Origin of the sequence: Paraburkholderia sp. Tr-20389 (genome assembly GCF_017104565.1) — a bacterium.
GTDB lineage: Bacteria > Pseudomonadota > Gammaproteobacteria > Burkholderiales > Burkholderiaceae > Paraburkholderia.
This window is the reverse complement of record NZ_JAAGPD010000022.1, coordinates 57,457-80,044: the sequence shown is the minus strand read 5'-3', so window position 1 is coordinate 80,044 and position 22,588 is coordinate 57,457. Positions and strand designations below refer to the sequence as shown.

The 22,588-nt window shown below is 62.8% G+C and carries 22 protein-coding genes; 9 read left to right on the top strand and 13 right to left on the bottom strand.

All coding sequences use genetic code 11. From position 1 onward, the window contains the following. Positions 1-24: 24 nt before the first annotated feature. The 4 genes from nadB to radC form a co-directional block, all read right to left on the bottom strand. Positions 25-1,623, bottom strand: a complete 1,599-nt coding sequence (gene nadB, locus G3N95_RS20840) for an L-aspartate oxidase (RefSeq protein WP_205971963.1) — start codon at positions 1,621-1,623, stop codon at positions 25-27. Positions 1,624-1,871: 248 nt separating this feature from the next. Beyond that, the gene (rpmG, locus tag G3N95_RS20835) at positions 1,872-2,039 is read right to left on the bottom strand and encodes a 50S ribosomal protein L33 (RefSeq protein ID WP_004185395.1); all 168 of its coding nucleotides are present in this window, start codon (positions 2,037-2,039) and stop codon (positions 1,872-1,874) included. A 10-nt stretch (positions 2,040-2,049) separates the two neighbouring features. Further along, positions 2,050-2,283 (bottom strand): 50S ribosomal protein L28, encoded by a 234-nt coding sequence (rpmB, locus tag G3N95_RS20830; protein ID WP_004186391.1) that lies wholly within the window; start codon positions 2,281-2,283, stop codon positions 2,050-2,052. Positions 2,284-2,538: 255 nt separating this feature from the next. Further along, the gene (radC, locus tag G3N95_RS20825; RefSeq protein ID WP_205971962.1) at positions 2,539-3,267 is read right to left on the bottom strand and encodes a DNA repair protein RadC; all 729 of its coding nucleotides are present in this window, start codon (positions 3,265-3,267) and stop codon (positions 2,539-2,541) included. Positions 3,268-3,456: 189 nt separating this feature from the next. On the opposite strand from radC, the gene G3N95_RS20820 reads away from it, so the two are divergent. The 7 genes from G3N95_RS20820 (at position 3,457) to G3N95_RS20790 (ending at position 10,491) form a co-directional block, all read left to right on the top strand. Next, the gene (locus G3N95_RS20820; protein WP_205971961.1) at positions 3,457-3,912 is read left to right on the top strand and encodes a peptidylprolyl isomerase; all 456 of its coding nucleotides are present in this window, start codon (positions 3,457-3,459) and stop codon (positions 3,910-3,912) included. A 2-nt stretch (positions 3,913-3,914) separates the two neighbouring features. Next, on the top strand, positions 3,915-4,874 hold the full coding sequence (gene ispH, locus G3N95_RS20815; protein WP_205971960.1) for a 4-hydroxy-3-methylbut-2-enyl diphosphate reductase: 960 nt from the start codon (positions 3,915-3,917) through the stop codon (positions 4,872-4,874). Between the two features lie 539 nt (positions 4,875-5,413). Continuing rightward, a complete protein-coding gene (locus G3N95_RS20810; protein ID WP_205971959.1) occupies positions 5,414-6,613 on the top strand; it encodes a branched-chain amino acid ABC transporter substrate-binding protein in 1,200 nt (399 codons plus the stop codon). A gap of 227 nt (positions 6,614-6,840) precedes the next feature. Further along, a complete protein-coding gene (locus G3N95_RS20805) occupies positions 6,841-7,791 on the top strand; it encodes a branched-chain amino acid ABC transporter permease (RefSeq protein WP_205971958.1) in 951 nt (316 codons plus the stop codon). An 18-nt stretch (positions 7,792-7,809) separates the two neighbouring features. Next, positions 7,810-8,979, top strand: a complete 1,170-nt coding sequence (locus G3N95_RS20800; RefSeq protein WP_205971957.1) for an ABC transporter ATP-binding protein — start codon at positions 7,810-7,812, stop codon at positions 8,977-8,979. Between the two features lie 19 nt (positions 8,980-8,998). Then, on the top strand, positions 8,999-9,775 hold the full coding sequence (locus G3N95_RS20795) for an ABC transporter ATP-binding protein (RefSeq protein ID WP_205971956.1): 777 nt from the start codon (positions 8,999-9,001) through the stop codon (positions 9,773-9,775). Beyond that, on the top strand, positions 9,775-10,491 hold the full coding sequence (locus G3N95_RS20790) for an ABC transporter ATP-binding protein (RefSeq protein ID WP_205971955.1): 717 nt from the start codon (positions 9,775-9,777) through the stop codon (positions 10,489-10,491). Before G3N95_RS20795 ends, G3N95_RS20790 begins: the two co-directional genes overlap by 1 nt. Positions 10,492-11,305: 814 nt before the next feature. Here G3N95_RS20790 and G3N95_RS20785 read toward each other — a convergent pair. The 3 genes from G3N95_RS20785 to G3N95_RS20775 all read right to left on the bottom strand — a co-directional run bounded on the left by G3N95_RS20785 (position 11,306) and on the right by G3N95_RS20775 (position 14,323). After that, complete coding sequence (locus tag G3N95_RS20785; RefSeq protein WP_205971954.1) at positions 11,306-11,767, bottom strand: GNAT family acetyltransferase; 462 nt, start codon at positions 11,765-11,767, stop codon at positions 11,306-11,308. Continuing rightward, a complete protein-coding gene (locus G3N95_RS20780; RefSeq protein ID WP_205971953.1) occupies positions 11,764-12,948 on the bottom strand; it encodes an acetylornithine transaminase in 1,185 nt (394 codons plus the stop codon). The genes G3N95_RS20785 and G3N95_RS20780 overlap by 4 nt, the downstream gene beginning before the upstream one ends. A gap of 343 nt (positions 12,949-13,291) precedes the next feature. Further along, positions 13,292-14,323, bottom strand: coding sequence for a CDP-6-deoxy-delta-3,4-glucoseen reductase (locus G3N95_RS20775; RefSeq protein WP_205971952.1), 1,032 nt, complete (start codon positions 14,321-14,323; stop codon positions 13,292-13,294). Between the two features lie 73 nt (positions 14,324-14,396). Here G3N95_RS20775 and G3N95_RS20770 point away from each other — a divergent pair, with 73 nt between their 5' ends. Then, positions 14,397-15,449 carry an NAD-dependent epimerase/dehydratase family protein gene (locus G3N95_RS20770; protein WP_205971951.1) on the top strand — a complete coding sequence of 351 codons (1,053 nt, stop codon included), beginning with the start codon at positions 14,397-14,399 and terminating at the stop codon, positions 15,447-15,449. Between the two features lie 23 nt (positions 15,450-15,472). On the opposite strand, the gene G3N95_RS20765 is transcribed toward G3N95_RS20770, so the two are convergent. From G3N95_RS20765 to G3N95_RS20740, 6 genes are all read right to left on the bottom strand, one after another. Then, complete coding sequence (locus G3N95_RS20765; protein ID WP_205971950.1) at positions 15,473-15,661, bottom strand: hypothetical protein; 189 nt, start codon at positions 15,659-15,661, stop codon at positions 15,473-15,475. 165 nt (positions 15,662-15,826) lie between these two features. Beyond that, complete coding sequence (locus tag G3N95_RS20760) at positions 15,827-16,531, bottom strand: 16S rRNA pseudouridine(516) synthase (protein WP_205971949.1); 705 nt, start codon at positions 16,529-16,531, stop codon at positions 15,827-15,829. A 120-nt stretch (positions 16,532-16,651) separates the two neighbouring features. Then, on the bottom strand, positions 16,652-17,473 hold the full coding sequence (locus G3N95_RS20755) for a glycine betaine/L-proline ABC transporter ATP-binding protein (protein WP_205971948.1): 822 nt from the start codon (positions 17,471-17,473) through the stop codon (positions 16,652-16,654). A gap of 14 nt (positions 17,474-17,487) precedes the next feature. After that, the gene (locus tag G3N95_RS20750; protein WP_205971947.1) at positions 17,488-18,477 is read right to left on the bottom strand and encodes a proline/glycine betaine ABC transporter permease; all 990 of its coding nucleotides are present in this window, start codon (positions 18,475-18,477) and stop codon (positions 17,488-17,490) included. 41 nt (positions 18,478-18,518) lie between these two features. Then, positions 18,519-19,556 carry an ABC transporter substrate-binding protein gene (locus tag G3N95_RS20745; protein WP_205971946.1) on the bottom strand — a complete coding sequence of 346 codons (1,038 nt, stop codon included), beginning with the start codon at positions 19,554-19,556 and terminating at the stop codon, positions 18,519-18,521. A gap of 64 nt (positions 19,557-19,620) precedes the next feature. Further along, on the bottom strand, positions 19,621-20,805 hold the full coding sequence (locus G3N95_RS20740) for a mandelate racemase/muconate lactonizing enzyme family protein (protein WP_205971945.1): 1,185 nt from the start codon (positions 20,803-20,805) through the stop codon (positions 19,621-19,623). A 266-nt stretch (positions 20,806-21,071) separates the two neighbouring features. Here G3N95_RS20740 and G3N95_RS20735 point away from each other — a divergent pair, with 266 nt between their 5' ends. Continuing rightward, positions 21,072-22,505 carry a PLP-dependent aminotransferase family protein gene (locus G3N95_RS20735; protein ID WP_205971944.1) on the top strand — a complete coding sequence of 478 codons (1,434 nt, stop codon included), beginning with the start codon at positions 21,072-21,074 and terminating at the stop codon, positions 22,503-22,505. Positions 22,506-22,588 lie beyond the last annotated feature (83 nt).

The following is a 22,588-nucleotide window of genomic DNA, read 5'->3' as shown; positions in this document are numbered from 1 at the left end:
TTTTCAATCCGCAACGCTGAAAGGCTACACGTTCCGGTTCGGCACGCGTTCCGGCGACAGCACGGTCGGCAGCGCCTTCGGCAACGGATTCGGCCAGTCGCGACTGTAGTGCAGGCCGCGGCTCTCACGCCGCGAGCGCGCACCTTCGACGATCAGCGAAGCCACATCGACGAGATTGCGCAACTCGAGCAGATCGCGGCTCACCTTGAAGTTCGCGTAGTACTCGTGGATTTCGTCGCGCAGCAGCGCGAGCCGATGCTTCGCACGCGCGAGCCGCTTGTCCGTGCGTACGATGCCGACGTAATTCCACATCAGGCGACGCAGTTCGTCCCAGTTGTGCGCGACGACCACTTCCTCGTCAGGATCCGACACGCGGCTCTCATCCCAGTCAGGCAGCGGCGCATGCACCGCGGCGCCGAAACCTTCCTCTTCGATCGCCTGCGCCGCCGACCGCCCGATCACCAGACACTCCAGTAGCGAGTTACTCGCGAGCCGGTTCGCGCCGTGCAGGCCCGTGCACGACGTTTCGCCGACGGCGTAAAGCCCGGCCAGATCGGTACGCCCTGCGAGATCCGTGACGACGCCGCCGCACGTGTAGTGCGCGGCAGGCACGACGGGAATCGGCTCTTTCGTGATGTCGATGCCGAACTCCAGGCAGCGCGCAAGAATGGTTGGGAAATGTTCCCGCAGGAACTCAGGGGATTGATGGCTGATGTCCAGATACACGCAATCGATTCCGCGCTTCTTGATCTCGAAGTCGATCGCACGGGCGACGATATCGCGCGGCGCCAGTTCGGCGCGTTCGTCGTGCGCGGGCATAAAGCGCGTGCCGTCAGGCAGCTTCAGAATGCCGCCTTCGCCTCTCACTGCTTCCGAGATCAGAAAGGACTTGGCGTAGGGGTGGAACAGACAAGTCGGATGAAACTGGATGAACTCCATGTTCGACACCCGGCAGCCAGCCCGCCAGGCCATCGCGATACCGTCGCCCGTCGCGGTATCGGGGTTCGTCGTGTAGAGGTAGACCTTGCCCGCGCCACCTGTGGCCAGAACCGTGTGCGGCGCCTCGATCGTGACGGTACGCCCGCTCGCCAGATCGAGCGCGTACAGCCCGTGACAACGACGGCCTGGCAGCCCGAGACGGTCGGAGGTGATCAGGTCGATCGCGTAGTGATCTTCGAGCAGCGTGATGTTCGGATGCTGCCGCACGCGCTCGCTCAGCGTCGCAACGACGGCGTGTCCGGTCGCGTCGGCCGCGTGAATGATGCGCCGATGGCTATGACCGCCTTCACGTGTCAGATGGAAGCCAAGCTCAGCAGCATCGTCTTTCGTGAACGGCACGCCTTGGTCGATCAGCCACTGGATCGCTTCACGGCCGTGTTCGACGATGAAGCGTGTTGCGGCTTCATCGCACAAGCCGCCGCCGGCGACCAGCGTGTCGTCGACATGATTCTCGACGCTATCCGCCGAGTCGAGCACGGCTGCAATGCCGCCTTGTGCCCAGTCGCTGGCGCCTTCGGTCAGCGAGCGTTTGGCGATCACGGCGACGCGCCGCGTCTGCGCGAGATTCAGCGCGACACTCAAACCAGCCAGCCCGCTGCCGACAATCGCTACGTCGAAATTCATCTCCTCTCTCCGTCGTATTGCGCGGCTGGTGCGGTGAACGCCGCCACAGCCTTTTGATTGGGAAACCGAAGAGCATACGCGCTGCAGCCTGCGAGGAAAAGCTGGCCGAACGGCGCAGTCAGTTTTGCGCGGGGAAAGAATGAGGAAAAAGGCAAGGGCGGCCGGGTCGACGCGAAACAGGGGCGGCGTCAAAAACAAAAAGCCCCGCAGAAGCGGGGCTTTTCATCGTCAAACGGCCGAAAACGAGATTACTTGATCTTCGTTTCCTTGTACGCCACATGCTTGCGAGCGACGGGATCGAACTTCATGATCTCCATCTTTTCCGGCATGTTGCGCTTGTTCTTCGTGGTCGTGTAGAAGTGACCCGTACCTGCGGTCGATTCCAGCTTGATCTTGTCGCGTGCGCCCTTGGCCATGATTTACTCCTTAGGCTTCGCCACGTGCGCGCAGGTCTGCGAGCACGGAGTCGATACCGTTCTTGTCGATCAGGCGCAGGCCGGCGTTCGAAACGCGCAGGCGCACCCAACGGTTTTCGCTTTCAACCCAGAAACGGCGGTTTTGCAGATTCGGGAGAAAACGACGCTTGGTCTTGTTGTTCGCGTGGGAAACGTTGTTGCCGCTCATCGGCGCTTTCCCAGTTACTTGGCATACGCGTGCCATGAGAGCACTCCTAATACGCTAATTCTGAGTTCGAACGCCGTGAAGTTTCCCGGGAAAACATGAGGACCGAGCCGTAGCCGACTTGAATCGCGTGCTTTCCGAGAAGGCCTTGTGGCTTCGGAACAGGGGTTGGAAAGAGGCAAACCGAAATAGTAGCAGAAAAAGAGCCGAAAAATCAAACCTTATTTGCGACGGCGGAGCAAGCAGCGCGGCCGGCTGCGCGTGCAACGCGCTCCCGGCCAAGACGGTCGCGGTTCAAGGCCAGCCGGCGCGTGCGAACGAAAACGTCTCGTTTCCGCCAATCACCAGATGATCGATCAGCTTCACGTCGATCAGGGCGAGGGTATCGCGCAGCACGCGCGTCAGTTGGCGGTCGCTGGCGCTCGGCTTCACGGCGCCGGACGGATGGTTGTGCGCCACGATCAGGCTGGCCGCGTTGACGGATAGCGCGCGCCGCACGATCTCGCGCGGATACACGGCCATCCGTGTGAGCGAGCCGCGCGAGTTTTCCTCGGAGCGGATCAGCCGGTGCCGCGTATCCAGAAACAGACAGATAAACACCTCGTAGGGCCGCGAGCCGATCAGCAGCCGCAGGTAATCTTCGACGGCTTCGGGCGAATCGATCAGCGGCCGCTCGCGCATCTTCTCCGCGAGGGCGCGCCGCGCCATTTCCATAATCGCGAGCAATTGCGCGCGCTTGGCCGGGCCGACGCCGCGCACGCCGTCGAAATCTTCGGGCGTTCGGTCGAGCATCGCGCGCAGCGAGCCGAAGCGCTGCAACAGCGAGCGCGCGACGTCGAACACATTGTGTCCTGGCAGCCCCGAGCCGAGCACGAGCGCGACCAGTTCGGTGTCCGAAAGCGCCGCGGGACCCGCGTCGAGCAGTCGCTCGCGTGGCATGTCGCGCGTCGGCCACGACGGCGGAGCACGGCGTATCGGGGATTTTCCCGCGTCGGTAAGCGGGATGACTATCGTGTCGTTCATGGCAACGTCCTTCGAAATCCAGATGAGGCGGCGACGAGGCGCCGCGCAGCAACGTTCCAGCCGGCTCGGGATATGTGGCTTACAATAGGGCCTTTGCGCACGGCATCTCCGGCTTCGCACAAGCCCGCCATGCGCGCGACCCGCGCCGCCGCATCCATGCGCCGCGCGCCACGACCGAACGAGTACCGCATGAGCATCATCGACATCTCCGAAGTGAAACCCGGTTCGCACGTCACGCTTCACTACCGGCTTTCGCTTGCCGATGGCGCCGAGATCGTCAGCACCTTCAACGACAAGCCCGCCACGCTGTTGCTGGGCGCGGGCCAATTGGCGCCGCCGCTGGAAGACATTCTGCTGGGACTGAAGGTGGGTCACCACTCGACCTTTCAGCTAGAACCGGGTCAGGCATTCGGCCCGCGCAATCCGGAGCTGATCCAGCGCGTGTCGCTCGCCACCTTGCGTGAAAACAGCATGATCGGCGAGGATTTTTCTCCCGGCGATCTCGTCGAATTCAATGCGCCGGGCGGCGGTCGCTACGCCGGCGTGCTGAAAGAGGTTGGCGAAACCTCGGCTCTCTTCGATTTCAATCATCCGCTCGCCGGCCAGGCGCTGACGTTCGAAGTAAAAATCATCGGGATCCTGTAAACATGAGCATCACGGATACGACTTTCGCGGAAGCTGAAATCCTGCTTGCGCAGCCGCGCGGATTTTGCGCCGGCGTCGATCGGGCGATCGAGATCGTCGAACGCGCCATCAAGCTGTACGGTTCGCCGATCTACGTGCGTCACGAAATCGTTCATAACGCGTATGTCGTCGAAGACCTGCGCAAGAAGGGCGCGATCTTCATCGAGCAACTGGATGAAGTGCCGTCGGGCAGCACGGTGATCTTCAGTGCGCACGGTGTGTCGAAGGCCGTGCGCGCCGAAGCCGATGAGCGCGGGCTGCGCGTGTACGACGCGACGTGTCCTCTCGTCACCAAGGTGCATATCGAAGTCGCGAAGATGCGCGCGGACGGCTTCGACATCGTGATGATCGGTCACAAGGGTCACCCTGAAGTGGAAGGCACGATGGGGCAGACGGCCGAAGGCATGTATCTCGTCGAAGACATCGACGACGTGAAGGCGCTGCAGCTCGCCGACCCGGACCGCATCGCGTACGTGACGCAAACCACGCTTTCCGTCGACGACGCCGCGCAGATCATCGGCGCGCTGAAAGCGAAGTATCCGAACATCAAGGAACCGAAGAAGCAGGACATCTGCTACGCGACGCAAAACCGCCAGGACGCCGTCAAGTTCATGGCGCCGCAATGCGACGTGGTGATCGTCGTCGGCAGCCCGAACAGCTCGAATTCGAACCGTCTGCGCGAACTGGCCGAAAAGCTGGGCGTGCCTTCCTATATGGTGGACTCGCCGGATCAGATCGATCCCGCATGGGTCGCCGACAAGCGCCGCATCGGCGTGACGGCGGGCGCATCGGCGCCCGAGGCGCTGGCTCAGGCGGTCATCGGCCGTCTGCGCGAACTCGGCGTGCGCAACGTGCGCGCGCTCGAAGGCATCGAGGAAAACATCGCGTTTCCGTTGCCACGCGGGCTGGGTTTGCCGGCCTGACGAACTGTCCCCATCGAAAAAAGCGCGCCGCCGGCGCGCTTTTTTATTGCCTCGACACGCCGTAAAACGCTGGAAAAACGGTGCCACATCACATAAAAATTAGAAAGTGACGGTGTCGAGGCGAATATTCTTTTTGTTTTTCGCAGCGTAATTTGGCTTGAAGTGATCGATCGCGCCCCGTTTTTCGTCAGACGATCTCCGGAACGGCGATTCGGGCGCACAAAGTCGGTGCATTAGCGGTACAGCGCATTATTGGGATAGGAAAGTGTGTCGACGTCCGTAGCATCGGCCTGTCGCGGAAGTCGCTGCAACAACTGGTGTTGCGAGCAGTCATCGATGGTGCAACTGATGCACGAAAATCTGGCGCAACCCGGTTGCAACAAATGTGCGCTAAAGGTCTCGGGAGGCGGTTGCAATGCAGGAAAACCCTGCGCATTCAACAATATTGCCCGTCGCAGAATTGGAGTTACAATGCGCGCGTTCTCAGGGCTTGAGCGCCTTGGAACGCCAGATTTTGCAAGGCGCAGGAGACCTATTTAATGCGAGTCAAGTTTGCTTGTGCCGTGTCTATCGCGGCCGCGGTTGCGCTGACCGCGTGCGGCAAAAAGAACGATGGCGAAGCGGACAAGAGCGCGTCGGCTGCAGTGGCAGCGTCGGCTGCGCCCGCAAGCGAAGTGACGGTCGTGAAGATCGGTCATGCGGCCCCATTGACGGGCGGCATTGCGCATCTGGGAAAGGACAATGAAAACGGGGCGCGTCTCGCTATTGAAGAGATCAACGCGCAGGGGTTGACCATCGACGGCCGCAAGATCCAGCTGGAACTCGACGCACAGGATGATGCGGGCGATCCGAAAACGGGCACGCAGGTCGCGCAGAAGCTGGTGGACGATCGTGTGGTGGCCGTGGTCGGGCACCTGAATTCGGGTGTATCGATCCCGGCCTCGAAGATATACAGCGACGCGGGCATTGTGCAGATCTCGCCGTCCTCGACGAATCCGGCCTATACGCAGCAAGGTTTCAAGACGACCTACCGGGTCGTCGCGACCGATGCGCAGCAGGGTCCGGCACTGGCGAACTACGCGACGAAAGCACTCGGCGCGAAACGGATCGCCGTCGTCGACGACGCAACTGCCTATGGCAAGGGTCTTGCTGACGAATTCGCGAAGACGGCGGAAGCGGGCGGCGCGAAGATCGTTGCGCGCGAGGCGACCAATGACCGGGCCACGGATTTCCGGGCCATCCTCACAAAGATTAAAAGTGCCCAGCCGGACGCCATCATGTTCGGCGGCATGGATGCAACGGGCGGGCCGTTTACGAAACAGGCAGCGGCGCTCGGAATCAGGGCAAAAATCCTTGGCGGCGACGGCGTGTGCACCGACAAGGTAGGGGAGCTGGCGGGCAGTGCCGTCCAGAACCTCGTGTGTTCGGAAGCAGGCCTTGCGCTTTCGAAGATGGAAAGGGGAGCGGACTTCGAAAAGAAGTACGACGCACGCTTCCACACGCCGGTGCAGATTTATGCGCCGTTCACGTATGACGCTGTATACGTGATCGTCGATGCAATGAAGCGCGCCAATTCGATCGAGCCGCCCAAGGTACTCGCTGCGATGCCTTCGACCGATTACACAGGTGTGATCGGCCACATCGCATTCGACGACAAGGGTGACCTGAAAGAAGGCGCCATTACGCTTTACGACTTCAAGGACGGCAAGAAAGCGGTCCTCGACGTCGTGAAGATGTAATGACGGGACGTACAGCCTGACGGCACCGGACCATCCGACGGTGCCGTTTTTGCATCCGCGTCGAGCGCGCGGGCCGCTGCAACCCGGCGGCCACGAGCGCTCGACGAAGATAACCCTTACCGGTCTTTTATATCAGTACCCGCAGTGCCGTTGCGATTCCGTAAAGCATCAGCGCCAACCGGCAGATGAAGAGCGCGAATCCAGTCGCACGGGCTAAGGAGCATTAAATGGATATTTTCATCCAGCAGGTGATCAACGGACTGGTGCTTGGCAGTGTCTACGCCATCATCGCACTGGGCTACACGATGGTGTACGGCATTCTCGGCATCATCAACTTCGCGCACGGCGACGTGCTGATGGTGGGCGCGATGGTTGCGCTCTCGGCCATAGGGGTATTGCAGAACCATTTCCCCGGACTCGGCAACGTGCCGACATTGTGTATAGCGCTGGTGATTGCCGCTGTTGTTTGCGCGGTGGTGGGCTATACCATCGAGCGCGTCGCCTACCGGCCGCTGCGCAAGGCTCCGCGTCTCGCCCCGCTGATTACCGCAATCGGCGTGTCGATCCTGCTGCAGACCCTCGCGATGATGATCTGGTCGCGTAACCCGCTGCCGTTCCCGCAGCTTCTGCCGACCGATCCGCTCAACGTGATCAAGGCCACTGACACGACGCCGGGCGCCGTGATCTCGATGACGGAAATCGTGATCATCGTCGTCGCGTTCCTCGTGATGGCGGGCCTGCTGCTCCTCGTGCACAAGACGAAGCTCGGCCGCGCAATGCGCGCGATCGCGGAGAACCCGGGCGTCGCTTCCCTGATGGGCGTGAACCCGAACTTCGTGATTTCGGCGACTTTCATGATCGGCTCGGCGCTGGCAGCGCTGGCGGGCGTGATGATCGCGTCGGAGTACGGTAACGCGCACTTCTACATGGGCTTCATCCCTGGTCTGAAGGCATTCACGGCAGCTGTGCTGGGCGGTATCGGCAATCTCGGCGGCGCGATGGTCGGCGGCGTGATTCTCGGTCTGATCGAACAGCTGGGTGCCGGCTACATCGGCAACCTCACGGGTGGCGTGTTCGGCAGTAACTACCAGGACGTGTTCGCGTTCATCGTGCTGATCATCGTGCTGGTGTTCCGTCCGTCGGGCCTGCTGGGCGAACGTGTCGCGGACCGTGCGTAAGGGAAAGGAGCAAATACAATGACCTCAATTCAACCGATCGAGCCGTCCACGACGCTCATCCCCGAACGCAACCTGACGAAGACGCTGACGGTGGGCATCATCACCGCCGTGTTCGTGATCGCTGCGCCGATGATCATCGGTGCTGCAGGCGGCAACTACTGGGTCCGCGTGCTCGACTTCGCGATGCTGTATGTGATGCTCGCGCTGGGTCTCAATGTGGTGGTCGGTTTCGCCGGCCTGCTGGACCTGGGCTACATCGCGTTCTACGCGGTGGGCGCCTATACGGCAGCCTTGCTTAGCTCGCCGCACCTGTCGTCGCAGTTCGAATGGATCGCGCATTTCGCGCCGAACGGGCTGCACGTGCCGTTCCTCCTCATCATCCCGTGTGCGATGGCGATCGCGGCGATCTGCGGCGTGATTCTCGGTGCACCGACGTTGCGTCTGCGCGGCGACTACCTCGCGATCGTGACCTTGGGCTTCGGGGAAATCGTCCGGATCTTCCTGAACAACCTCGACCGTCCGGTGAACATCACGAACGGCCCGAAGGGCATCACGGGTATCGATCCGATCCACGTCGGCGACTTCAGCCTCGCGCAGACGCACTCGCTGTTCGGCCTCACGTTTCCGTCGGTGTACTCGTACTACTACGTGTTCGTGCTGTGCGCGCTGTTCGTGATCTGGGTGTGTACGCGTCTGCAGCACTCGCGTATCGGCCGTGCATGGGCCGCGATCCGCGAAGACGAAATCGCCGCGAAGGCAATGGGCATCAACACGCGTGACGTGAAGCTGCTGGCGTTCGCGATGGGCGCGTCGTTCGGCGGCCTGTCGGGCGCGATGTTCGGTGCGTTCCAGGGCTTCGTGTCGCCGGAATCGTTCACGCTGCCGGAATCGATCGTCGTGCTGGCCTGCGTGGTGCTGGGCGGCATGGGCCACATCCCGGGCGTGATTCTCGGCGCGGTGCTGCTCGCCGTGCTGCCCGAATTCCTGCGTTCGACGATGGGTCCGCTGCAACACATGATCTTCGGTCATGAAATCGTCGATACGGAAGTGATCCGTCAGCTCGTGTACGCACTCGCGATGGTGCTGATCATGCTGTACCGCTCGGAAGGCTTGTGGCCGTCGCCGAAGCACGAAGACAAGATCGCGAAGCTTGCGAAGCGTAACGGCAAGAAGCCGGTGCGTGCGTAACGGACAGGGAGCAGAAAACATGAGCGACAAGAAAATCCGTCTGTCCGTGAAGGGCGTGAACAAGCGCTTCGGCGGTCTGCAGGCGCTGTCGGATGTCGGCCTCCAGATCGAGGAAGGCACGATCTACGGTCTGATCGGCCCGAACGGCGCCGGCAAGACGACGTTCTTCAACGTGATTACTGGTCTGTACACGCCGGACTCGGGCGAGTTCAAGCTCGACGGCACGCCTTATACGCCGACGGCGGTGTATCAGGTGGCGAAGGCTGGCATCGCGCGTACGTTCCAGAACATCCGTCTGTTCGGCGGCATGACCGCGCTGGAAAACGTGATGGTCGGCCGTCATGTGCGCACGAAGCACGGGCTGCTGGGCGCGGTGTTCCAGACGCCGGCTGAGCGTCAGGAAGAGCGTGAGATCAAGGAGCGCGCGCTGGAACTGCTCGAATACGTCGGCGTGCTGCAGTACGCGGACTACACGTCGCGCAACCTGTCGTACGGTCACCAGCGTCGTCTGGAGATCGCTCGTGCACTGGCAACCGATCCGAAGCTGCTCGCACTCGATGAACCGGCAGCGGGCATGAACGCGACGGAGAAGGTCGAACTGACGAAGCTGCTCGACAAGATCCGCGCGGACGGCAAGACGATCCTGCTGATCGAGCACGACGTGAAACTGGTGATGGGCCTGTGCAACCGGATGACAGTGCTCGACTATGGCAAGGTGATCGCCGAAGGTCTGCCGCAGGACGTGCAGAAGGACCCGAAGGTGATCGAGGCTTATCTGGGCGCGGGGGTTCACTGATGGCTACGGCAATGTTGAAAATCAAGGGCCTTCAGGTCAACTACGGCGGCATTCAGGCCGTGAAGGGTGTCGACCTCGAGATCGCGCAGGGCGAACTGGTCACGCTGATCGGCGCGAACGGCGCGGGCAAGACCACGACGATGAAGGCGATCACGGGTCTGAAGCCGTACTCGGCGGGCGACATCGAGTACATGGGCCAGTCGATCAAGGGCGTGCCGCCGCATGAACTGCTCAAGCGCGGTCTCGCGATGGTGCCGGAAGGGCGCGGCATTTTTGCGCGCATGTCGATCGTCGAGAACATGCAGATGGGTGCGTATCTGCGCAGCGATAACGAAGGCATCAAGAAAGACGTTGAGCGCATGTTCGGCTTCTTCCCGCGTCTGAAGGAACGTGCAACGCAGCTCGCCGGCACGCTCTCGGGCGGCGAACAGCAGATGCTGGCGATGGCGCGTGCTGTTATTTCGAAGCCGAAGCTGTTGCTGCTCGACGAGCCGTCGATGGGTTTGTCGCCGATCATGGTCGAGAAGATCTTCGAAGTGGTGCGGGAGATCTCGAAGGAAGGCATTACCGTGATGCTGGTTGAGCAGAATGCTCGACTTGCCTTGCAGGCTGCTGACCGTGGTTACGTGATGGATTCGGGTACGGTTACGATGTCTGGCGACGCCAAGCAGATGCTTGATGATCCGAAGGTGCGGGCTGCTTATCTGGGTGAGTAATTTGCCCTTGCAGGGCGGCTTATTTTTTCGCCGCTCTCGTCTGGGAGCGAAGGCTGCATGTGATGAACATGTGGCCTTTTTTGCTTTTTGGGTTGGTGGTGGGGGTGCTGTTGCTGTTGTTGTTGCTGGCATCCGCGATTTGCCTTCGTAGTTCATGCGTTGCCCCTGTGCGGGGCGGCACTTACTTTCTTTGCCGCCGCAAAGAAAGTAAGCAAAGAAAGCGGGCTCACACCGCCAGCCCGTGTTCTTGCCTGCGGGCCCCCAACGGGTCCCGCACTCCATACGGCAACACATTGTTTTGCGCCCGTTGCCAGCGCGTTGAACAGGCGCATTACCCGCTCCAGTCACCCGTAGTGCAGCCGGCGGCAGCGAATCGTCTGCGCCGCCCAGGTGGCAAACTGTGTGTATCTTGTCGCGCCGTACGCGTTGGCGATCCTACGACACCGATCCGCTTTTTAGTCCGGAGTGGTGCATTGACGCCGAGACAGCCTACATATAGTTTGCCACCTGGGCGGCGGTGAACGTCTGGTAACGCAAACCGTGACGCGGGAATTTGACGTGGGTGATGCGTGAGTTAGCAAGCTGGCAACGCGCCTGAAATAGAAGATTGCCGCTTGGAGTGCGGGACCCGTTGGGGGCCCGCAGGCAAGCACTAGCACTGGCGGTGTGAGCCCGCTTTCTTTGCTTACTTTCTTTGCGGCGGCAAAGAAAGTAAGTGCCGCCCCGCACAGGGGCAACGCCTGAACTACGAAGGCAAATCGCGGATGCCAGCAATAGCGACAGCAACAAAACAAAACCAAACCAAACCAAACCTTCACCCAGCGTCGCAGACAAAATCCAACCGCTTCCCCAGACTCACAACCTCATCGACCCGATACCCAAGCGCCTCATAAAAGCCACGCACATCGACTTTAGCGCTGAGCACCTGAAGATTGACCTTCGGACAACCGCGCGCCGCGAGCGCGGCCTCGGCGTGCTTCACGAGCCGTGTCCCAATTCCATGCCGCCGGCAAGCAAGATCGACGGCGAGCGAATACATCCATCCCCGATGCCCGTCATAACCAGCCATCACCGTGCCAACGATGCGCCCCTCCCGCACAGCGACAAAGAAAAGCTCAGGCTGCGTCGCTAGCTTGTTGGCAATGGAAAGACGCGGATTGCGCTGCGGCCTGCTAGCGTCCCCATACTCAGGAAACGCTTCGAGCCACAACGCAATCACGGCATCGGTATCGGCCGCGTCGAACACGCGAATCGATACGGAAGAAAAGTCGATCACAGCGTGTCCAGAATCGAACGCAGCATCGACATCATCTGGTCGATCTCTTCCGTCGTCACGTTCAACGCAGGCATGAAGCGCAGCAGGTTCGGACGCGCAGCGTTAAGCAGCAGGCCGTCCGGTTGCATCAGCCGAGCCTTCTCGACGATCTGGTTGCCGATGTCCTTGCCGAGCAGCAGCGCACGCAGCAGACCTTCGCCACGCTCGCCCTCGAAGCCGCGCTCCGCCGACAGCTCGAGCAGCTTCGTGCGCAGATAGTCGCCACGCGCCCGCACGCCTTCGAGAAACCCCGGTGCCGTCAGTTGCGAGATCACCGAATAGCCGGCTGCCGTCATCAGCGGATTGCCGTTGTACGTGCCGCCCTGGTCGCCCGCCTCGAACACCTCGACATGCTTCTTGCACAACAGCGCGCCAAGCGGCACGCCGCTGCCGATACCCTTCGCCAGCGTCATCACGTCCGGCTCGATGCCCGACAACTCGTACGCGAACAGCGTCCCCGCACGGCCGCAGCCGCTTTGCACTTCGTCGACGATCAGCAGCAGGTTGTGCTTCGTCGTCAGTTCGCGCAGCTGCTGCATGAATTCGCGCGTGGCGGGAATCACGCCGCCTTCGCCCTGGATCGGCTCGAGCATCACGGCAATGGTCTTGTCGGTGATCAGCTTCTCGACGGACGCGATGTCGTTCAGTTCAGCTTTCGGGAAGCCCGGCACTTGCGGTGCATAGATCGTATCCCAGCCCGGCTTGCCGCTTGCCGACATCGTCGCCAGCGTGCGGCCATGGAAGCCGTGATCGAACGTGATGATCTCGTACGCACCGTTCTTGAACTTCTTGCCGTACTTGCGCGCGAGCTTGATCGCGCCTTCGTTCGCTTCGGCGCCGCTGTTCGTGAAGAACACCTTGTCGAAGCAGCTATGCTGCGTGAGCAGGCCGGCGAGTTTCGCCATCGGCTCGTTATAGAACGCCGGCGACGGGTTGATCAGCGTGCGCGCCTGCTGCGCCATCGCTTCGATCACGCCGTCGTTGCAATGACCGAGGCTGTTCACGGCCCAGCCCTGAATGAAATCCAGATATCGCTTGCCGGTGTTGTCGTAGAGCCACGAGCCCTTGCCGTGCGTGAAAACGATTTCGGGCCGGTTCGTGATGTACATCAGCGAATCGATCGGATACTCATTGAAGTTCATGGCTACAGGCTCCAGGCAAACAGGGATAAAAAACCGCCTCGGACAACATGGCCCAGCAACGGAAAGAAAGAGAACGCCAGAAATACAAAAAGCCACGGCATGCCGTGGCTTTCATGATTCGAACTGCGTGCGCGTTGTTCGCGCGAATCCGTGACGAAGCCAGCGGCGCCCCTAGGGGAGCGGCGAGCGGCGACGTCGAAGTTCGGACAGGATGCGGTTCATGCGCGAAAGAATACGACAATGCCGGCGCCCGTGTAAACCTGCAATTTGCATGTCTTCACGCTTTCTCATGCTCGCCGGTCGGTTTCACATTCTCCAGTCGATGCGGATGACTGCGCAACGATCAGACGGGATTCGCGAGATCGGCCGCGCTCGTGAACGAATCCGCATAGAACTCATCTTCCGGCAGGCGATGATGCTGCGTGAAATCGCGCTGCGCCGACTCGACCATCACAGGAGCGCCGCACGCATACACCTGATACGCCGACAAGTCTGGCAGATCTTCGATGACGGCCCGATGAACGAAGCCCGTGCGGCCCGTCCATGCGTCGTCCGCGTCAGGCTCGGACAGCACGGGCACGAACTTGAAGTTCGGGATCTCGCGCGCCCATTGCTCGGCGAGCTCCATCATGTACAGATCCTTCTTGCGACGCGCACCCCAGTAGAGCGTCATCGGACGCGTGATGTTCTTGAACGCGGCATGCTCGACGATCGCCTTCAGCGGCGCGAAGCCCGTGCCCGATGCGAGCAGCACGATCGGCTTGTCCGATTCTTCGCGCAGGAAGAAGGTGCCGAGGGGCGCCTCGAAGCGCAGGATGTCGCGCTCCTTCATCGTGTTGAAGACGTGGTCCGTGAACGCGCCGCCCGGCATGTGGCGGATGTGCAGTTCGATCGGGCCTTCCGTGTGCGGCGCATTCGCCATCGAATAGCTGCGGCGCTTGCCGTCCTTCAGGATGAACTCGAGGTACTGGCCCGCCATGTATTGCAGACGCTCGTTCGCGGGCAGTTGCAGCTTGAGCACGACGACGTCGTCGGCCATGCGCTCGATCGCATTCACGCGGCACGGCAGCTTCTTGATCTGCACGTCGCCGATGCCCGTCACTTCGCGGATCTCGATTTCGAGGTCGGTGCACGCAGTCGCGCAGCACAGCAGCGCCATGCCGCGCGTTTTTTCGTCGTTCGACAGCGCCGACGACGAATGCGCACGCTGCTCGACTTCTCCGCCGACGACCTTGCCCTTGCACGAGCCGCATGCGCCGTTCTTGCAGCCATACGGCAGGCCGATGCCCTGGCGAAGGGCGGCCGTCAGCACGGGTTCGTCGGGTTCCACCTGAAACTGCCGGCCGCTTTGCCGGAGCGTTACGTTAAATGCCATATGCGTTCAATCTTCGAATACAAGGAGTCGGTAACCAATGCGTGTCGTGGATCGCAGCTACAATGCGTCCACGATGAAAGCGACACGAAATTTGCGCAGGCCGCGCGTGCTGATCGTCGGTTGCGGCGATGTCGGCATGCGCTGCGTGCGGCAACTGCAACGACGCGCGCGCCTCTATGCGCTCACGAGTCACGCCGGGCGCCGCGACGAACTGCGCGCGGCGGGCGTCACGCCGATCGTCGGCGATCTCGACGTGCGCGCGAGCCTCTTGCGCATTGCCCGTCTCGCGCCGACCGTGCTGCATCTCGCGCCTCCGCAAAAAAACGGCGACGCGGACACGCGCACGCGTTCGCTGATCGCCACGTTGACGGCGCCGCGCATCCGCCATGCCCGTCATGTTGCGACGTCGCGTCTCAGACGCGCGCAGCACGCCATTCGTGCCCGCAAAACATCCGGTATTGTACCCGACGGGGTTAGCCCGTCTCTCCGGGCTGGCCATGACGCGGGCAGGCGTTTGCGGGTCGTCTATGCGAGCACGACAGGCGTGTATGGCGATTGCGGCGGCGCATGGCTCGATGAAACGCGTCCCGTCGCGCCCGCCAATGAGCGCGCGAAACGTCGCGTATCGGCCGAAACCCAATTGCGGCGCGCGGCGGCGCGTCGGATGCTCACCGCGAGCATCGCGCGCATTCCGGGCATCTATGCGGGCAACCGGCTGCCCCTCGCGCGGCTGGAGAAGCGCACGCCCGCACTCGTCGACGAAGACGACGTCTACACGAATCACATCCATGCCGACGACCTCGCCGCGATCCTGCTGCGGATGGCGAGGCATGGTCGGCCGTCGCGTGTGATCCACGCGTCCGACGACACGACGCTGAAAATGGGCGAGTACTTCGATCGCGTGGCGGATGCGTTCGGCGTCGAACGCGCGCCGCGCATCTCGCGCGACGAAGCCGAACAGCAGCTCGGCGAGATGATGCTGTCGTTCATGCGCGAATCGCGGCGTCTGATCAACACGCGTCTGAAGCGCGAACTGCGGATGCAGTTGCGCTATCCGCACGTCGACGACTTTCTGCGCACAGCGACAACCCAGCCCAGGATGCAACCGGGCGCGAGCAAGCCGTGACGGAAAGCGAAACTAGCAGGTGATCAGGTAAGGGCCGGTAGCGCTTCCAGCAGCAGGAAGCAGCAGAACGCGCCGATCAATGCAGCGATCAGGTTCGGCTCGTATCGGTGCCGAAGGTGCATGATGGCCACGACGCCGCCGATCAGCAGAAGCGAGAGACCGATGAACGCAATCATGCCGTATGACATCGCCAGGTTGCCGTAGGTGAACATGGCGCCTCCTTGCCTGCTTTGTAATCTTTGTTAATACGAGTATAGGACGGGCGTTCGGGGCAAGCATGCTGCGTCGCAGCGTTTCGAAAGGTTTTTGTCGCGCTTTTGTTCGGAATCCAACGTAGTCTCAAAGACTTGAGACGGGCAGGGCGTCGCGCTCGTCGTTTACCCGCTCCGTAGTGCGCCCAGGTCGGCTTCATCGAGCCATTGCCACGCGCCCTCGGCGAGTGCCGCCGGCAATGCGAGCCCGCCGACCCGCTCGCGGTGCAGCGCTTCGACGCGATTGCCCGCCGCCGCCACCATCCGCTTCACCTGATGGTATTTGCCTTCGAGCACGGTCAGTTCGAGTTCGTGAGCGCTGCGCGCAATAGCGGCGACGGCGGCAATCGGCTTGGGTTCGCCATGCAGCAGCACGCCTTCGCGCAACGCGGCGAGTTGCGCGTCGTCGAGCGGATGGCGGGTCGTCGCCACGTAAAGCTTCGGCACCTTGCGCTTCGGCGAGGTGTACGCGTGGACGAACTGGCCGTCGTCGGAAAGGAGCAGCAGGCCCGTCGTATCCTGATCGAGTCGGCCGACGCACTGGATGCCGCGCGTCGCGAACTGCGCCGGCAGCAGGTTGAAGACGCTCAGATGATGCTGCGGATCGCGCGAGCATTCATAGCCGGCAGGCTTGTTGAGCAGCACATATGCACGCTCGTGATACGGCCAGGCCGTGCCGTCGACTTCGAACACCAGCGCCTTCGTATCGACATCGGTGTCGGCGTCGTTGAAGGTTGCGCCGTCGATCGACACGCGGCCGTCCGCGATCATCGCGCGGCACTGGCGGCGCGATCCGAAGCCTTGAGAGAAGAGAACGCTTTCGAGATTCATTGGGAGCGGAAGGCAAGCCGCAAGCAAGCGGCATCAAAACGTTGAAGGCGTTCTCCGATACTCCGAAGAACGCCTTCATCGCCTGCATTTTACCTGCCGCGCGGACCTGTCCGCCCAGGCTCAGTGCGCGCCGGAGCGCCGCTCGACGAAACGCGCGACGTAATCGTCGGCGGGCTTCGTGAGAATTTCGTCCGGCGTGCCTTCCTGGACCAGCGTGCCGTCGCGCAGGATCGCAATGCGGTTGCCGATGCGCAGCGCCTCGTCCAGATCGTGCGTGATGAACACGATGGTCTTGTTGAGCGTCGCCTGCAGCTGCAGCAGCTGGTCCTGCATTTCCGTGCGGATCAATGGATCGAGCGCGGAGAACGCTTCGTCCATCAGCAGCACGTCGGTGTCGGCGGCGAGCGCGCGGGCAAGGCCGACGCGCTGACGCATGCCGCCCGAGAGTTCGTCGGGATAGTGATCGCCATAGCCGTCGAGCCCGACCTTGCCGAGCCAGGTGCGTGCTTTCTCGTTGGCTTCGGCCTTGCCTTCGCCGCGCGTGCGCAGCGCATACGCGGTGTTGTCGAGCACGGTCTGATGCGGCAGCAGTCCGAAGTTCTGGAATACCATGCTCACCTTGTAGCGGCGCAACTCGCGCAGACCATGCGCGTCGAGCTTGATGACGTCCGAGCCGTCGATGACGATCTCGCCCGCCGTCGGCTCGATCAGCCGGTTGAAGTGACGCACGAGCGTCGACTTGCCCGAGCCCGACAGGCCCATGATCACGTAGATTTCGCCCGAGCCGATGTGCAGGCTCACGTTGTTCAGGCCGACGTTGCAGCCCGTCTGGGCGAGCACTTCGGCCTTGCTTCTGCCGCTCTTCAGCAGGTCGAGCACGCGGCGGTGGCCGGCCTCCGGGCCGAACAGCTTGTACACGTTCTTGACTTCGATCGATGACATGTCCATGCCCTCCGTCAGTCCGCCGTGCGGGTTTCGAGGCCGCTCTGCGTTGCGTTTCCGGTGCCTGCTGCCGCCGGCTCTTCGTCGCGCGCCGTGCCTGCATTGCGATAGGGAATGCGCGATGCTGCCTTCGCCTTGCGGCGTTGCGCGACGAGGCGTCGCGTGCGGCGATCCTGCCCGTAGCCCTGGCTGATCCGGTCGATGACGATCGCGAGAATCACGATCGCAATGCCCGCCTGCATACCCTTGCCGATGTCGAGCGTCTGGATGCCGGCGAGCACGTCTTCGCCGAGTCCGCGCGAGCCGATCATCGACGCGATCACGACCATCGACAGCGCCATCATCGTCGTCTGGTTGATGCCCGCCATGATGCTCGGCCGCGCGAGCGGCAACTGCACGTTGACGAGCAACTGCCAGCGCGTCGTGCCGAACGCGCGCGCCGCTTCGACGACGTCGGCGTCGACGTGGCGAATGCCGAGATCGGTCAGGCGGATCAGCGGCGGCAGCGCGTAGATGATCGTCGCGAGGATCGCGGGCACCTTGCCGAGGCCGAACAGCATCAGCACGGGGATCAGATACACGAAGCTCGGCAGCGTCTGCATGATGTCGAGCACGGGCAGCAGCACGCGCCGCATCCACGGGCTGCGCGACGCCCAGATGCCGAGCGGCACGCCGAGCACGACGGACAGCACGGTTGCGACGAGCATCAGCGCGAGCGTCTGCATCAGCTTGTCCCACAGCCCGAAGCAGCCGATCACATACAGCAGCAGCACGAAGAAACCGGCGATGCCGATGCGCCGCGTCGCGTTCAGCGTGAGCAGCCCGACTGCGATCAGGATCGCCCAGGGCGGCGTCGCGCGCAGCGCGCCTTCGAGCGGCACCAGCACGTAGCGCAGCAGGGCGGTGCTGAAGTCGTGGAAGCTGTCGCCGTAAGCGGCGACGAACGATTGCACATGGTCGTTCACCCAGTCGGCGATCGACAGATGCAGGAAGATTGAATTCATGTTGAAACCCTCCGGTGCGTCATGACGCGTTACTGCCGATCTCAGCCTGCCAGCGCAGCTTGAACCTTTTGCGCGACGTCAGTCGGCACCCACGCCTTCCACATTTCCGGATGTTCGCGCAGGAACTGCTTTGCCATCGTCTGACCGTCGATCTTCTTGGTCGTCATGTCGAGGATGGTCTTGTTCAGGAAGTCCATCGGAAAGCTGATCTTCGAGTAGGTGTCCATCAGTTGCGGCTCGGCCTGATAGAACGGCGTCGACACGCCGACCTTCAGATGCGACACGAGATACGACGACGCGCACTGCGATGCGCTGTTGTCCGCGCGCAGCGTGTCCCAGCACTTCTGGTTGAACGGCGGCATCTTCAGCTGGACGAACTTGTACTTCGCCATCAGCGCAGCGGGTTCCCAGTAGTAGAAGAGGATCGGCTTGCCGCGCGCATAAGCCGATTCGATCGCGGCATCGAGCGCCGCGCCCGTGCCGGGGCGGAAGTCGGTGTACGAATCGTCGAGGTTGAGCGTCTTCAGGAGGCGCCGGTTCACGCGCTCGCAGTCCCAGCCCGACGGGCAGTTCAGGAAGCGGCCCTTGCCGGGCTCTTCGTCGTCTTCGAAGACGTTCTTGTATTTCGGCAGATCGGTCACCGACACCAGGTTCGGCGCGACGGGCTTGATGTTGCGCTTTGCATCGCCCTTCACGACGTACTCGGGCACGAACCAGCCTTCGTTCGTGCCGCCCGGCAGCGTGTCGCCGAGCAACTTCACGTGACCGTCGGAGACCGCCTTCGCGATGATTTCCGAGCGGCCCGTCCACTGTTCGGACCAGACCTGCAGATCGTCGCGCGACAGCGCCGTTTCCGTCGCGGCCGTGTTGCCCGGCACCGTGTCCGTCTTGCAGCCGTAGCCTTTTTCGGTGATGAAGCGCAGGACTTCCGACGTGAACGCGCCGCTTTCCCACGTGACGCCCGCGAACCGCACGGGCTTGCCGGCCGAGCACCAGCTGCCGGCGTGAGCGGCGGCTGGCCATAAGGCGCCGGCGGCGAGCGCGACCGTGGCGGCGCGCATCAGGGATCTGATCTGCATGGTTTTGTCTCCGATTGTGATTGGATGCATAGGCGCCATCGCAGGGCGCCTTGCAGGTCTTGCCTTAACCGTAGGTGCTGCTGGAACTGAGCGTCGCGGCGAGGATGTCCTCATCGATAGCGAGGCCGAGGCCCGGCGCGTCCGGCAACGTGATCCAGCCGTCGCTGTCGATATCGATCGGGTTCTTCAGCATGAAGTCGCGGCGTTCGATCGACCATTCGGGCGGGTCGTACGGAAATTCGATGAACGGCGCGCTCGCGGCGCCCGCCGTCAGATGCAGGTTCGCGGCGAGCCCGATGCCGTTGCCCCACGTGTGCGGCGTGAAGACCTTGCCGTGCGCCTCGACGGCTTGCGCGAGCTTGCGCAGGCCTTCCATGCCGAGCGAGCACGCGACGTCCGGCTGATACACGTCGAGGCAATTGCGTGCGAGCAGCTGGTCGAACTCGTAGCGCTCGCGCGTCATTTCGCCGCCCGCGATGCGCAACTGCGGCGACGCGGCCTGGCGCAGCCGCGCCATGCCGTCGTAATCGCCGCGATGCAGCGGCTCTTCCATCCAGTAGACGCGGTGCTTTTCAAGCTCGCGCGCGACGCCGAGCGCTTCGTCGAAAGTCCACGGCGCGGCCGTATCCCACGGCATGCGCCAGCCCTGATTGCAGTCGACCATCAATTCGAGCCGGTCGCCGGCGGCTTCGCGCACGGCGGCAAGCACGGCGAAATCGTCCTTCAGTTGCGGACGCCCGAAGCGGATCTTGAGCGCGGGAAAGCCACGATCTGCGACATGCAGCGCCATGCGCGCCATCTCGTCGGGGCGGCGGTGCACGCCGCTCGACGCGTACGCGCGAATCCGCTTGCTGCGGCCACCTGCCATTTGCCAGCACGGCTCGCCGCGAATCTTTCCGGCGAGATCCCACAGCGCGATATCGAGCGGCCACGGACGGCCCGCGTGAAAACCGATGTTGTCGAGCACGGCGCTGTGGCGCGCAAGGTCGAGGGGATCGGTGCCGATGAACAGATGCTGGTAGTCCGCGAAGCCGTACATCGCGTCGCCGGAGCCGAAGCCGACGCGGCCCGCGTCATCGTGTACGCGCACGATCGTCGCGGGAAATTTGCGGCGCGGCTGGCTATCCCAGGAAGCGGGGAAGGGCGGATCGAGCACCAGCTGATGGTGCGTTATCTCGATCCGGGTGATCCGGGCCGCTTGTGCGCTGTGCGCAATCTGATTCGCGGCCTGGCTTGCTTCACGATCCATCAGGCGTCTCCTCCTGTTGACCGGCGTCGGCGCCTGAGCGCCTTGCCTGGGTCCCATGCCGCTGCGTCGTCGATCGATTGATGCGGTGCCGCATTCAATTCACGAGCGATGCATAGCGGATGGGATAAGAATGACGCCATGCTATGAAGCTGAAGCAGGCAACTCAATCGCTTCAATAAAAGTAAATGACTGCATCCAATTCTGGGATATGCAGTGCGTATCATCCGAATGACACAACTCAACAAACCTCCGGAGACCGTCGCATCATGGCGATGAATGCCTGGCTGCCGAGAATCGAGGCGGGCAGCGAACCGAAATATCAGGTCATTGCACGCGCGTTCGCGCAGGCCATCCTCAACGGACAACTGCCTGCCGGCGAGAAGCTGCCGCCGCACCGTTCGCTCGCAACGGAATTGCGGGTGACGACGGGCACGATCAGCCGCGCCTATGCCGAACTCGAGCGCCAGGGGCTTGCGAACGCGCGCGTCGGCGACGGCACCTATGTCGCGCAGGCGCGCTCGCGCGAATTGCCGTCAGCGGCCAGCGGCTACGCGACGATGCTGCGCCCCGGCGCGGCCAGCGCGCCGCCGCTGATCGACCTCGGCCAGAACGTGCCGCAGTCGACGGAAGAAGCGGCGGCTCTTTGCACGACGCTCGCGGAGATCGCCACCGACCAGCGCCTCGCGGCCGAATTGCTGCAATACGCGCCCGAGGCCGGCTCGATGCGCCATCGCCTTGCAGGCGCTGCATGGCTCGGCCGCGCGGGCAGCCCGGCGAGCGCGTCGCGCGTGCTCGTCACGCAGGGCGCGCAGCATGCGCTCGCGTCGGTGCTGCGCGCCGTCACGCGTCCGGGCGACACCGTGCTCGCCGAAGTGGTCAGCTATCCGGGCATCATCGCGCTCGCGCGGCAACTGCGCCTGCATCTGGTCGGCGTGGAGATCGACCAGGACGGGCTCGTGCCCGCCGCGCTCGAACTCGCGTGCAAGTCGCTGCATCCGCGCGCGATCTTTTGCGTGCCGACCATCCACAATCCGACCACGGCGACCATGCCGGCCGAACGGCGGGACGCCGTCGCGGACATTCTGCAGCGGCATGGCGTGCTGCTGATCGAGGACATCGTGCCGGCGATGCTTTTGGAAACGCCGCCCGAGCCTCTCGCGGTGCGCATGCCCGAGCAGGCGTTTCTGATCGCGGGCCTGTCGAAGTCGGTCGCGCCGGGGCTGCGGGTCGGCTATCTGCAGGCGCCGAGCGCGTGGTGCTCGAAGATCGCCGCCGTGATCCGCAGCGACTGCTGGATGACGGCGCCGCTGATGGCCGAGATCGTGTCGCGCTGGATCGAGAGCGGCGAGATGGACCGGCTCAATGCGCTGCAGCGCGCGCGCATCGACGCCGAGCATGCGGTCGCGAACGACGCGCTCGACGGCGTCGCGTACCGGCAGGCACCGACCAGTTCGCATCTGTGGCTGCCGCTGCCCGAGCCGTGGCGCGCGGCGGAATTCGCGGCGGCGCTGCGTCAGGAAGGCGTGCTCGTGAAGACGGCGGATAGCTTCGTAATCGGCCGCAATGCCGCACCGCACGCGATCCGCATCTGCATGAGCGGCGCGGCCTCGCTCGATGCACTCGCGCGCGGCCTCGCGCTGATTCGCACGACGCTCGACCACGGGCTGGAAAGCGGCATGGCGTCGTCGTACGCGCCTTGAGGCCCGTGGCGCGCGCCGGCCGCACCTTGTCGTCTGACGGAATCACAGAGCAAGAAGCGGAGCGCAACGGCCGACCGTAACCG

Bases quoted from the DNA above. Each gene is read 5' to 3' on its own strand.
- nadB (WP_205971963.1), bottom strand. From the start codon at position 1,623: ATGAATTTCGACGTAGCGATTGTCGGCAGCGGGCTGGCTGGTTTGAGT.
- rpmG (WP_004185395.1), bottom strand. From the start codon at position 2,039: ATGGCCAAGGGCGCACGCGACAAGATCAAGCTGGAATCGACCGCAGGT.
- rpmB (WP_004186391.1), bottom strand. From the start codon at position 2,283: ATGGCACGCGTATGCCAAGTAACTGGGAAAGCGCCGATGAGCGGCAAC.
- radC (WP_205971962.1), bottom strand. From the start codon at position 3,267: ATGAACGACACGATAGTCATCCCGCTTACCGACGCGGGAAAATCCCCG.
- G3N95_RS20820 (WP_205971961.1), top strand. From the start codon at position 3,457: ATGAGCATCATCGACATCTCCGAAGTGAAACCCGGTTCGCACGTCACG.
- ispH (WP_205971960.1), top strand. From the start codon at position 3,915: ATGAGCATCACGGATACGACTTTCGCGGAAGCTGAAATCCTGCTTGCG.
- G3N95_RS20810 (WP_205971959.1), top strand. From the start codon at position 5,414: ATGCGAGTCAAGTTTGCTTGTGCCGTGTCTATCGCGGCCGCGGTTGCG.
- G3N95_RS20805 (WP_205971958.1), top strand. From the start codon at position 6,841: ATGGATATTTTCATCCAGCAGGTGATCAACGGACTGGTGCTTGGCAGT.
- G3N95_RS20800 (WP_205971957.1), top strand. From the start codon at position 7,810: ATGACCTCAATTCAACCGATCGAGCCGTCCACGACGCTCATCCCCGAA.
- G3N95_RS20795 (WP_205971956.1), top strand. From the start codon at position 8,999: ATGAGCGACAAGAAAATCCGTCTGTCCGTGAAGGGCGTGAACAAGCGC.
- G3N95_RS20790 (WP_205971955.1), top strand. From the start codon at position 9,775: ATGGCTACGGCAATGTTGAAAATCAAGGGCCTTCAGGTCAACTACGGC.
- G3N95_RS20780 (WP_205971953.1), bottom strand. From the start codon at position 12,948: ATGAACTTCAATGAGTATCCGATCGATTCGCTGATGTACATCACGAAC.
- G3N95_RS20775 (WP_205971952.1), bottom strand. From the start codon at position 14,323: ATGGCATTTAACGTAACGCTCCGGCAAAGCGGCCGGCAGTTTCAGGTG.
- G3N95_RS20770 (WP_205971951.1), top strand. From the start codon at position 14,397: ATGAAAGCGACACGAAATTTGCGCAGGCCGCGCGTGCTGATCGTCGGT.
- G3N95_RS20765 (WP_205971950.1), bottom strand. From the start codon at position 15,661: ATGTTCACCTACGGCAACCTGGCGATGTCATACGGCATGATTGCGTTC.
- G3N95_RS20760 (WP_205971949.1), bottom strand. From the start codon at position 16,531: ATGAATCTCGAAAGCGTTCTCTTCTCTCAAGGCTTCGGATCGCGCCGC.
- G3N95_RS20755 (WP_205971948.1), bottom strand. From the start codon at position 17,473: ATGTCATCGATCGAAGTCAAGAACGTGTACAAGCTGTTCGGCCCGGAG.
- G3N95_RS20750 (WP_205971947.1), bottom strand. From the start codon at position 18,477: ATGAATTCAATCTTCCTGCATCTGTCGATCGCCGACTGGGTGAACGAC.
- G3N95_RS20745 (WP_205971946.1), bottom strand. From the start codon at position 19,556: ATGCAGATCAGATCCCTGATGCGCGCCGCCACGGTCGCGCTCGCCGCC.
- G3N95_RS20740 (WP_205971945.1), bottom strand. From the start codon at position 20,805: ATGGATCGTGAAGCAAGCCAGGCCGCGAATCAGATTGCGCACAGCGCA.
- G3N95_RS20735 (WP_205971944.1), top strand. From the start codon at position 21,072: ATGGCGATGAATGCCTGGCTGCCGAGAATCGAGGCGGGCAGCGAACCG.